The following is a 10,172-nucleotide window of genomic DNA, read 5'->3' as shown; positions in this document are numbered from 1 at the left end:
CAGCTGTCTGGCCATGTCTCGACAAGAAGGCCCACGATTCGCGCATACCCCGCCGCCGCCTTCCCCCTGTCGGTGAAATGCCCACCGTCGCAACGGCTCTCCGTGTCAGTGCGCAACCATGCCACCGCAACCCGGATCCTGTCACTTTCCAAGCAGCCCAGCGCGTTTCGCCGGCTGCGCGGCGCTGTTTGAGCCGGCGGCGGCGGGGTATGCGCGAATCGTGGGCCTTCTTGTCGAGACATGGCCAGAAAGTTGGCATCAAAGCCGGATGTTTCGAGTGCTCAGCCTGGGCGGATATGTCGCGTTTGATTTGCCCAGGGCCGTAACGGGCTTGGGCGCGTTGTTGCTGGTTGGCATCGCTGCGACGCACATCTATGTGTGGACCAGCCAAGACGCGCTGCCGCCTTATTTTCAGGCATACGCCGCCATGGTGATCGTGCTGTGCCTGATGTTTGCCGGCAGCCTCGGGTACGCGCGGAATCCTCGTGTGGCACAGGCAGGTTGGTATTTGGGCAGCTTGCTCGCGTTCGCGGTTCTCGCCGTCGACGTCGGCACTCGGATGGCAAGCCTGCCCGGTCTGGTTGCCGTCACCGGAAGGTGGGACTTCGCGCCGGCGACGCTTACGCTCGCCTTCGCGGGCGCCTTCATCGCATTGCACGGATCGGTGCTGCTGGGCATCAACGTCGCCTATCCGCGACGGCAGCACTGGGAGGACTGAGCGGGCACATGACCGACACCGTGCTCGACTACCCGGCGTGGCTACGCATCGATCATTGGCTCAACGTCCTGTTTCTGACGTTACTGCTGCGCAGCGGCATCGAGATCCTGTCCACCCATCCCAAGCTGTACTGGCGCGACGACAGCAAGCCCGGGACCGAATGGGCGCGCTTCACCACCAAGCAAATGCCGACCGACAAGCTCTACGACACCCTCGACGAGGAGGAGGACTACAGCTCGCTGATCGCGCTGCCCGGCCATAAAAAGCTCGGGATGGGCCGCCATTGGCACTTCGTCTCGGTGATCGGGTGGATTTTGGTGGGGCTTTCGTACTACATCCTGCTGTTCGCCACCGGCCAATGGCACCGGTACTGGCCGTACTCGTGGTCGATCTTCGGGGAGGCGTGGAACGACGTCGTCGCCTATGTGACGTTCAACCTGCCGTCGTTGCTGCCCGGCGAACCCCTGGACGCCATCCAGAAACTCACCTACGCCGGTGTCATCTTCCTGCTGGCGCCGTTCCAGATCCTCACCGGCGCGGCGCAATCGCCGGCCATCGAGGCTCGATTCCCCTGGTTCGTGCGGCTCCTCGGCGGACGGCAATGGGCGCGCAGTCTGCACTTCATCGGATTGGTCGCGTTCCTGATCTTCATCGCGGTCCACCTGTCGATGATCTTTTTCTGGGGCTGGGGTCAACTCAACGCCGCGATGATCTTCGGCTCGGTACGCAATCTCACGTTGGCGGTCGTGTTGTCGTTCGTGATCATCGGCGTGATCGTCGCCATCCACATCGCGGCGACGGTCTGGAGTCTGCGTAACCCCGTCCAGGTTCGCCGGATCCTCGGTGCGGTGGTGACGCGCGCTCGGCTCATCCTGTTGCGCCCGCTGGACTCGCGACAGAACTACCCGGAACGGATGCTCTCGGAGGAGCACCGAGTCAACGGCAAGCCGCCGTGTTCACCCGCCTACAAGGTGATGGCGGTGCACAACTTCGTGGACTGGCGGCTGCGGGTCGGCGGCCTCGTCGAACGGCCGGTGACGTTGGACCTGGCCGCGTTGCGCGCGCTTGCCGAGCCGGAAGGTCAACGCGTGCTGCACAACTGCGTGCAGGGCTGGTCGAGTATCGGTGAGTGGAAGGGGATTTCGCTGGCCTCGGTCGCCGATCTGGTGCGGCCGCTTCCGCAGGCGCGATACGTGTGTTGTCTGACGATGCAGGACACCGGCCGCGACGAGCCAAGCGCCGAGGGGGAGGGGCAGTTCTACGAGGTGATAGACCTGGAGCTGGCCTACAAGCCGCAAACCATCCTGGCGTATGAGATGAACGGAAAGCCGTTGCCCATCAAGCACGGTGCGCCCTTGCGGTTACGGGTGGAGACCCAGGTGGGCTTCAAGATGGCGAAATGGATCTACCAGATTGAGTTCATCGACGATCATCGCGGCATCGGCTACGGTTTGGGCGGCTGGCGCGAAGACAACGTCCATTACGACAAGGACGTGGAGATCTGACATGAGCGCGCCTACGGAAAACGCGGCCGACGACGTTCCACCCAATAACGTGCGCCCCGAGCTGTTCGCGCTGGATCCCGCTTCTCGCGAGCGAGTGCTCGAACAAGTAGCGGCCAAGGGCGGTTACTGCGAATCCTGCGGCGAGAAGAACTTCGACGTCGGCCACGCCTTCTATCTCGGCTTCCTATTTCTCGATGAGGACTCCGATGCCTATATGGTCGCGCTGACCTGTCAGAACCCCGGTTGCGCCAAACCGCGGACCGGAATTGTCTTGCCCGAGAAGGACTTTCTCAGCGAGAGCGACGACGGAAGCGCTTGGCCGTTGCGGGCGCGGCCTCGGTGAAATTGGGCTGAGCGAGGCGGAATCGATCGATCAGATGCGATAGCGCTCGCAGCTCGTCGCACAAGGCCCGGAATCTGCGCTCGTCGGCGTCGTCGAGCCGGCCCAGCGAGCTATAGTGCACCAGCCGACGCAGCCGGCCCGCCAGCACTGTGCCCCACCTGATGCTGAAGTCGTAGCGCTGTCCTTCGCTTATCGCCGCTTCGTCGTCCTTTTTGCCGAGTTCCTTGAGCGCCTTGATCTGTCCGCTGATCAATTCGACGTCATCGTCGATCTCGACCGCCGTGCGAGTGGGGTTTTGTGTTGCGCTCATCGGTATCTCCTCTACTCACCTACTCACAGATGCGGTTTGGCGACGCTGACCACATACGGCGCATCGGCCAGTGTGAGGTATACGCGGTGGGGCCCGATCGCCATGCCCGAGAGGCGCGCCGACTGGACCGCGCCGCTGGGCAGATGGGCCCGGTAGTCGATGACGCGGATCACGTGAATCTTCCCGTCCGGGAAACCGGTGAAGCTCGCCGTCTCGAGAACCACCACCTCGTGGTCGGTGGCGGCATAGATCCGGCTGTCGTCGGTGCCGAGTTCGCGGATCGTCGACGGCAGCTTGGCACTGGCGAGCACATCCAGCCCATTCTCGCCGTGGCGCGCGTCGATCGCATAAAGCGTGCTGTCGTTGCTACCTGCGACATAGGTGCGTTCGGCGTTGGCACCGTCGCCCGCCGAGACCGTGGCGTCCATGTGCAGCGAACCCTGCTCCTCGGGGGGTGACGAGGGGCCCTCGTAGTAGCGGATTCCCGAAGGGCCATAGAGGTGGTAGTCGATCTCGCGCCCACGGTTGGCGCCGTCGATGGTGTCCGCGGGATCGCCGGTGACGCCGGCAGTCGCTAGCTTGCGGAAGCCATACTGCTCCACCGGCGTCACCGACTTCCCGTCTGCCGACAGGGCAAGCAACACCCGCATGCCCGCGTCTTCGGCGAGGTAGGCCGGGGCCGGTCCGGCGTCGAAATCGTTGACTTGGCGCAGACTTTCAAGATCGACCTCGGCGACCCGGCCGCGCTCCGGTTGCGGCACGAATACCATGCGGTCGTCTTTCTGACTGATCTGGAGATTGCGCCCCACCGCCATCGGCATGGACAACCGCGTCTTGGCGTCGTGGTCGTGGGCGCCCCCCGTGACCTCGGCGACCCGGTTGTCGTCGGTGAGCGCGACCATGGCGTGCGTCCGATACGACCACACCGGCTGGTGCAGCATGGCGCCCACCGACCACAGCAGGACCTCGGGAGCGCTCTCCAGTGTTGTTCCCGGGGCCGCACAACCGGTCGCGACCAGCGCCGCGCCGCCGACGGCCAAGCGTCGGAGCAGGCACCTGCGATCGCCCATGTCGATGAAATACCCCGCCTCCGCGCCCCTACACCCGATGACCTGGGAAACGTTTGGTGCAAGTGCTGCCGGGTAGCCGCTGAAAAGCGCGCAAACAGCCCGCGCGCCCAACACAGCGCGACATGACGCGACAAGACAATCAAGGGGAGGACATCATGGCTCCGAACGCCATTACGTCGCCCACCGATGTGGTCGACTTTCTCATCAGCCAGCACGAGCAGATCACGTCGCTCTTCGCCAAAACCCTTGCGGCGTCCGGCGAGGCGCGGGAAAAGGCGTTCGTCGAACTCCGGCAACTGCTCGCCGTCCACGAAACCGCCGAGGAGGAAATCGTTCACCCCCGGGCGAAACGAAAGATCGCCGATGGGGAGTCGGTGGTTGGCGAGCGGCTGGAGGAAGAGCACGAAGCCAAGACGGTGCTGCAGAAGCTGGAAAAGCTCGACGTGGACAGCGAGGAATTCACCCGCGAGCTCACCGAGCTCCGCGACGCCGTCCTCGATCACGCGCACCATGAGGAGAACGACGAGTTCGCCAAGCTGGGCGAGGAATTGAGCAGTCGCGAGCTCGAAAGCATGGGCCGCGCCGCCAAGCTCGCCGAGGCGATCGCACCCACCCGGCCGCACGCCGGGGTCGAGTCGCAGGCGGCCAACTTGGTAGCGGGTCCGTTCGCGGCAATGCTGGACCGGGCCCGCGACGCCATCGTCGGTAAGGGCTAGTCGGTAAGGGCTAGTCGGCAAGGGCTAGCGGGGAGTTTTCGGGCGGTACCGCAGGGGTATGCCCAGGGGCATGACGTCCCTGGGCTACTCCCGCTGAGGCGCTTGAGGCCACCCCATGACCACCACGAAGCGCACGACGAAGACGACGAGCGCGGCGCGCTATTTGCCCGAGGACCGTCGCCTCGACTCGTTGAAGTCGGCGGCCGAACATTGCCGAGGCTGCACGCTTTTTCAGGACGCGACCCAAACGGTCTTCGGTCACGGGCCCCCCGGAGCGCCGATCATGTTGGTCGGTGAGCAACCGGGCGACCAGGAGGACCGCGCGGGTTTGCCGTTCGTCGGTCCGGCGGGGCGATTGCTCGCCCGGGCGCTCGACGAGGCCGACATCGATGCGGGGATGACCTACCAGACCAACGCGGTGAAACATTTCAAGTTCACCCGCAAGGACGGCAAGCGGCGGATACACCAGAAACCCAGTCGCACCGAGGTTGTCGCGTGCCGACCGTGGCTTATCGCGGAGATAGAGGCGCTGGGTCCCCAGATAATCCTGTGTCTCGGGGCGACCGCCGCGCAGGCACTGATGGGACCGTCGTTTCGAGTCTCCACCGAGCGCGGCCACGTGGTGGCACTCCCATCGGAGGGTGACCTGGAGTTCGACCCCGAACCGAGCGTGGTTGCGACCGTGCACCCGTCGGCGGTGCTGCGTGATCGCAGCGACCGGCGCGATGAGGCGTATCGACTATTCGTTGACGATTTGCGTAGCGCGCGGGCCGCTCTCGTGAGCGGCTAGCGCCGCGGCGATGACCTGCGCGAGGTGCATCGGCTTATGGTCAGGGGAGAGTTCGCGAATCTGGGTGCGGCAACTGAACCCGTCGGCCAGCACCAGTGCTTCGGGATCGGCTTCGCGCAGCGCGGGCATCAGTTTGTCTTCGGCGCACGCTACCGACACGTCGTAGTGGCCTTTTTCGAAGCCGAAATTGCCCGCTAGACCGCAACATCCGGCGTCGAGCACGTCGGTGTCCACTCCGGCGTCGACGAGCAGCTGCTTGTCGTGGCTGTAACCCAATATCGCGTGCTGATGGCAGTGCTGCTGAACCACCGCCTGGGCGCCGATCTGGGGTGGCTCCCAGTCCGGCGCCTTGCGGGCCAACAGCTCACCGAGAGTATAGGTTTGCTTGGCCAGCCGGTGCGCATCCTCGTCGCCGAAAAGGAGTTCGGGGAGGTCGGAGCGGAACACCGCGGCGCAGCTGGGTTCCAGCACCACCACCGGCGTGCTCGTCCGCAGCGCCGGGCGCAGCGCCGTAAGGGTCCGGCGCAGAACGCGTTTGGCGACCTTCAGCTGACCCGTCGAGATCCAGGTCAGGCCGCAGCACACGGCTCGCTGCGGAACGTCGACGGCGAAGCCCGCCGATTCCAGCACCGCGACGGCGGCCTGTCCGACCTCGGGTTCGAAGTTGTTGACGAAGCTGTCCGGCCAGAGCACCACCCGTCCGCGTGGCGGCTCACCGGCGTCCCGTCGGCGGCGGGAGAACCAACGGGTGAACCTCTCGTCGGCGAAGCGCGGCAGCTCGCGATGCGGGTCGATTCCGCCGGCCTTCTTGACCAGCGTCGAGAGCCCGCGCGCGTGTGTCACGGCGTTGAGCGGGCCGGGCGCGGTCGCGGCCAGCCGGGCCCACAGCGGGATCCAGCCCATCGAGTAGTGCGCCATCGGCCGCAGCCGACGCCGGTAGTGATGGAACAGGAACTCCGCCTTGTAGGTGGCCATGTCGACGTCGACCGGACAGTCGCTGCGACAACCCTTGCAGGCCAGGCATAGATCGAGCGCGTCGTGCACCGCGGTGGAGCGCCAGCCGTCGGTGATGACTCCCCTTCCCGCTGCGCCCCCGCCGTCCATGCCCTGCACCATCTCGAACAGCAGCCGGGCCCGGCCCCGGGTGGAGTGCTCCTCCTCCTGGGTCGCGCGGTAGCTGGGGCACATCACGCCCGATTCGTGGCCGCGGCACTTGCCGACGCCCACGCAGCGCGCGGCGGCGCGCGAGAAGCGGTGGTCGTCGTCCGGGTAGGCGAACATGACATCCGGCTCGGCGGGGCGGTAATCGACGCCGAAGCGCAGGTTTTCGTCGAGTTTGTACGGGTGCACGACCTTGCCCGGGTTCATCCGGTTGTCCGGATCGAACAGGGCCTTGGTCTGCTCGAACGCGGTCACCACGCGCTCGCCGAACATCATCGGCAACAGCTCGCCGCGCGATTGGCCGTCGCCGTGTTCGCCCGACAGCGAGCCGCCGTATTTCACGACCAGCCGCGCCGAATCTTCCACGAAGGAACGGTATTTGGCGATGCCCGCCGCGGTGCGCAACACGAAGGGGATGCGGGTGTGCACGCAGCCCTGGCCGAAATGGCCGTACAGCGAGGCGGTTGCGTAGTCGTAGCGCTCGAGCAGCTCGCGGAAATCCCGCAGGTAATCACCCAGCCGGTCCGGCGGCACCGCGGCGTCTTCCCATCCCTCGTGGGTCTCGGGTTCGTTGGGCGGATACGCGGTGGCACCCAGCCCGGCCTCCCGGGCGGCCCAGACTTCCTTCTTGCGGGTCGGGTCGTCGAGGACGGTGACGCCCTTGTGCGGCACCTTGTGCAAAGCGTCGATCATCGACTTGGCCTTGCGGTCGGCATCGTCCTGGTTGTCACCGTTGATCTGCACCATCAGCCAGGCGTTGCCGTCGGGCAGCTGGCGCAGCGCCTGCTCGGCCAGCTTCTGTGAGTGCTCGAGTTCGACCAGCCGATGATCCAGGCCCTCCAGGGCCGCCGGGCCATGCTCGAGCACGGCCGGGACCGCGTCGGCGGCCGAGGCGACGTCGTCGAAGCCCATGACCACCAGCGCGTCGGCCGGCGGTATGCGAACCAGCTGCAGCTCCGCCCGCAGTACCGTGACCAGGGTGCTCTCCGAGCCGACCAGTGCCTTGGCGACGTGAAAGCCGTTCTCCGGCAACAACGAATCCAGGTTGTACCCCGAAACCCGCCTCGGGATTTTGGGATAGCACGACCGGATGTCGTCGGCATATCTTTCGGCGAGCGCCTTGAGTCCGCGATAGATCTCCGCGCGCCGGCCGCCCGCATCGAGTATCCGGTTGTACTCGTCGTCGTCCGTCTGACCAACCCACATCCGGAGCCCGTCGTAGGTCACCACCTCGAGGCGGCGCACCGAATCGACCATCTTGCCGTACTCCTGGGCGGTGGAACCGCAGGAGTTGTTGCCGATCATGCCGCCGATCGCGCAGCTGACATGGGTGGACGGTTTGGGGCCCACCATCCACCCCGATGACTCCAGCTGGTCGTTCAGCACATCGAGCTTGATGCCCGGCTCCACCACCGCGATTCCCGCCTCGGTGTCCACGGAGCCGATCCGGGTGCAGTACTTGGTCCAGTCGATGACCACCGCCGCGTTACAGCATTGCCCGGCCAGGCTGGTGCCGCCGCCACGGGACAACACGGGCAGGTTGTGGCGGCGGCACACGTCGATGGTCTTAGCTCCGGCCTCCACCGTGCGCGGCACCACCACGCCGATGGGCACCTGCCGGTAATTGGACGCATCGGTGGAGTAGGCCGCACGCGAGCCGGGATCGAACCGGATTTCCCCGTCAACCTCGGCGCGGAGGTCGGCGGCCACCGCTTCGAACAGCGTCGGCGTGCGGCTCTTCACGGGTCAACTCTTCTTGTGCGGCAGGAACTCTTGAGCCTTGGCTTTGAGGCCCACCTTAACGAAGCCCTTGCGGTCTTCGTCACCACCGAGCACCGCGGCGCTGGCCGCCTTGAACTGTTCCCAGGTGGCGTGCGGCGGGATCGGCGGCATGTCGGGGTCGGTAAAGACGTCCAGCACGGTCGGACGGTCGGCCGAGAGCGCCTCCCGCCACGCGTCGCCGAGTTCCTCGGGGTCCTTGACGGACAACGCGTTGAGACCGAGGCTGGCCGCAAACGCCGCGAAATCGACATCGGGAAGCGCTTGGGACTCAACGAATTTCGGTGCGCCGGCCATGGCACGCATTTCCCAGGTGACCTGGTTGAGGTCATTGTTGTGCAGGACCGCGACGATCAGGCGTGGATCGTCCCACTCGTGCCAGTACCGTTTGATCGTGATCAGTTCGGCCATTCCGTTCATCTGCATGGCGCCGTCCCCGGCGAACGCGATGACCGGCCGGTCTGGGTGAGCGAATTTCGCGCCGATCGCGTACGGGACACCGGGGCCCATTGTGGCGAGGTTGCCCGAGAGCGAACCCCGCATGTTCCCGCGGAACCTCAGGTTTCGCGCATACCAGTTGGCCGCGGAGCCGGAATCGGCTGAGACGATGACGTTGTCGGGCAGCTGCGGGGAGAGCTCCGAGAAAAGCCGCAGCGGGTTGATCGGGTGTGCGCCGACCTTGGCCTCCATGTCCATGGTTTCCCACCACCGGGTCACGTTCGCCTCGATGCCCTCGCGCCAGGACCGGTCCTCCTTGCGCCGCAGCTTGGGAATCAGCGCCCGCAGTGCGGACTTCGCGTCGGCGACGATGTTGATCGAATACGGGTAGCGCATCCCGATCATCCGGCCGTCGACGTCGATCTGCACCGCTTTGGCTTGCCCGAACTGGGGCATGAATTGGGTGTAAGGGAAGCTGGATCCCACGGTCAGCAACGCATCGCAGTCGCGCATGAGCTCGTAGCTGGGGCGGGTGCCGAGCAATCCGATAGCCCCTGTGACCCAAGGTAAGTCGTCGGGAAGCACATCCTTGCCCAGTAGCGCCTTGGCCGCGCCGGCGCCGAGTAGCTCGGCTACTTCGACGAGCTCGTCCCGCGCCTCGCGCGCGCCCTGGCCAACCAGCATGGCGACCTTCGTGCCCTCGTTGAGAACCTCGGCCGCGCGTGTGATGGCCTCGTCGTCGGGGGAGATGGCCGGCCATTCGATGCCCAAACTCGAGGGCACCATCTTGAAGGCGTGGCTGGGTGGCGAATATTCGAGTTCCTGCACATCGGCCGGGATGATCAGCGCGGTCGTGGTGCGCTCGGTCAGCGCGACCCGGATGGCGCGGTCCAGGACGTTGGGCAATTGTTCTGGCACGGTGACCATTTGGACGTAGTCGCTGGCGACGTCTTTGTACAGGCTGAGCAGGTCGACCTCCTGTTGGTAGGACCCGCCCATGGCGCTGCGGTTGGTCTGCCCGACGATGGCGACCACCGGAACGTGGTCGAGTTTGGCGTCGTAGAGGCCGTTGAGCAGATGGATCGCGCCGGGCCCCGACGTGGCCATGCACACGCCGACACGGCCGGTGAACTTCGCGTACCCGACTGCTTCGAAAGCGCTCATCTCCTCGTGGCGCGACTGGATGAACATCGGCTTGTTGTCGGCTCGGCCCCACGCGGCGAGGATTCCGTTGATGCCGTCCCCTGGATAGGCGAAGACGTGCTCAACACCCCACGCCCGCAACCGTTCCAACAGGTAGTCGCCGACCTCTTGCTTGGACATAGTTTCCCTCCTAGCCCTC

Annotated in this window: 10 protein-coding genes; 6 read left to right on the top strand and 4 right to left on the bottom strand. The window is 65.5% G+C overall.

Annotation, left to right across the window (positions count from 1 at the left end; translation table 11 throughout):
- The 4 genes from A5736_RS26550 to A5736_RS07480 all read left to right on the top strand — a co-directional run.
- Positions 1-192, top strand: a 192-nt coding sequence (locus tag A5736_RS26550; RefSeq protein WP_217695740.1) for a hypothetical protein, incomplete at its 5' end; no start/stop codon positions are given.
- Positions 193-268: 76 nt separating this feature from the next.
- The gene (locus tag A5736_RS07490; protein ID WP_139333189.1) at positions 269-718 is read left to right on the top strand and encodes an oxidoreductase; all 450 of its coding nucleotides are present in this window, start codon (positions 269-271) and stop codon (positions 716-718) included.
- 8 nt (positions 719-726) lie between these two features.
- Positions 727-2,223 carry a molybdopterin-dependent oxidoreductase gene (locus tag A5736_RS07485; RefSeq protein WP_076245395.1) on the top strand — a complete coding sequence of 499 codons (1,497 nt, stop codon included), beginning with the start codon at positions 727-729 and terminating at the stop codon, positions 2,221-2,223.
- A 1-nt stretch (position 2,224) separates the two neighbouring features.
- Complete coding sequence (locus tag A5736_RS07480; RefSeq protein WP_076245393.1) at positions 2,225-2,566, top strand: hypothetical protein; 342 nt, start codon at positions 2,225-2,227, stop codon at positions 2,564-2,566.
- Here A5736_RS07480 and A5736_RS07475 read toward each other — a convergent pair.
- Positions 2,514-2,876, bottom strand: coding sequence for a hypothetical protein (locus tag A5736_RS07475; RefSeq protein WP_076124126.1), 363 nt, complete (start codon positions 2,874-2,876; stop codon positions 2,514-2,516). The genes A5736_RS07480 and A5736_RS07475 overlap by 53 nt on opposite strands.
- A 23-nt stretch (positions 2,877-2,899) precedes the next feature.
- Positions 2,900-3,946 (bottom strand): hypothetical protein, encoded by a 1,047-nt coding sequence (locus A5736_RS07470; RefSeq protein WP_076245391.1) that lies wholly within the window; start codon positions 3,944-3,946, stop codon positions 2,900-2,902.
- Between the two features lie 155 nt (positions 3,947-4,101).
- On the opposite strand from A5736_RS07470, the gene A5736_RS07465 reads away from it, so the two are divergent.
- Complete coding sequence (locus tag A5736_RS07465; protein ID WP_076124121.1) at positions 4,102-4,662, top strand: hemerythrin domain-containing protein; 561 nt, start codon at positions 4,102-4,104, stop codon at positions 4,660-4,662.
- 115 nt (positions 4,663-4,777) lie between these two features.
- Complete coding sequence (locus A5736_RS07460) at positions 4,778-5,452, top strand: UdgX family uracil-DNA binding protein (protein WP_076124119.1); 675 nt, start codon at positions 4,778-4,780, stop codon at positions 5,450-5,452.
- Here the strand turns inward: A5736_RS07460 and A5736_RS07455 are convergent.
- Together A5736_RS07455 and A5736_RS07450 are read right to left on the bottom strand one after the other, a co-directional pair.
- Positions 5,402-8,356 carry an FAD-binding and (Fe-S)-binding domain-containing protein gene (locus tag A5736_RS07455; RefSeq protein WP_076245390.1) on the bottom strand — a complete coding sequence of 985 codons (2,955 nt, stop codon included), beginning with the start codon at positions 8,354-8,356 and terminating at the stop codon, positions 5,402-5,404. The two genes, A5736_RS07460 and A5736_RS07455, sit on opposite strands and share 51 nt — an antisense overlap.
- A gap of 3 nt (positions 8,357-8,359) precedes the next feature.
- Complete coding sequence (locus A5736_RS07450; protein WP_076124114.1) at positions 8,360-10,153, bottom strand: thiamine pyrophosphate-requiring protein; 1,794 nt, start codon at positions 10,151-10,153, stop codon at positions 8,360-8,362.
- Positions 10,154-10,172: the final 19 nt, after the last annotated feature.

Origin of the sequence: Mycobacterium sp. SP-6446, assembly GCF_001954045.1 — a bacterium.
Taxonomy (GTDB): domain Bacteria; phylum Actinomycetota; class Actinomycetes; order Mycobacteriales; family Mycobacteriaceae; genus Mycobacterium.
Note: the sequence above shows the minus strand (reverse complement) of the source record. Positions and strands in the feature narration are given on the sequence as shown.

Coding starts and splice junctions, on each gene's coding strand:
- A5736_RS07490 (WP_139333189.1), top strand. CDS start 269: ATGTTTCGAGTGCTCAGCCTGGGCGGATATGTCGCGTTTGATTTGCCC.
- A5736_RS07485 (WP_076245395.1), top strand. CDS start 727: ATGACCGACACCGTGCTCGACTACCCGGCGTGGCTACGCATCGATCAT.
- A5736_RS07480 (WP_076245393.1), top strand. CDS start 2,225: ATGAGCGCGCCTACGGAAAACGCGGCCGACGACGTTCCACCCAATAAC.
- A5736_RS07475 (WP_076124126.1), bottom strand. CDS start 2,876: ATGAGCGCAACACAAAACCCCACTCGCACGGCGGTCGAGATCGACGAT.
- A5736_RS07470 (WP_076245391.1), bottom strand. CDS start 3,946: ATGGGCGATCGCAGGTGCCTGCTCCGACGCTTGGCCGTCGGCGGCGCG.
- A5736_RS07465 (WP_076124121.1), top strand. CDS start 4,102: ATGGCTCCGAACGCCATTACGTCGCCCACCGATGTGGTCGACTTTCTC.
- A5736_RS07460 (WP_076124119.1), top strand. CDS start 4,778: ATGACCACCACGAAGCGCACGACGAAGACGACGAGCGCGGCGCGCTAT.
- A5736_RS07450 (WP_076124114.1), bottom strand. CDS start 10,153: ATGTCCAAGCAAGAGGTCGGCGACTACCTGTTGGAACGGTTGCGGGCG.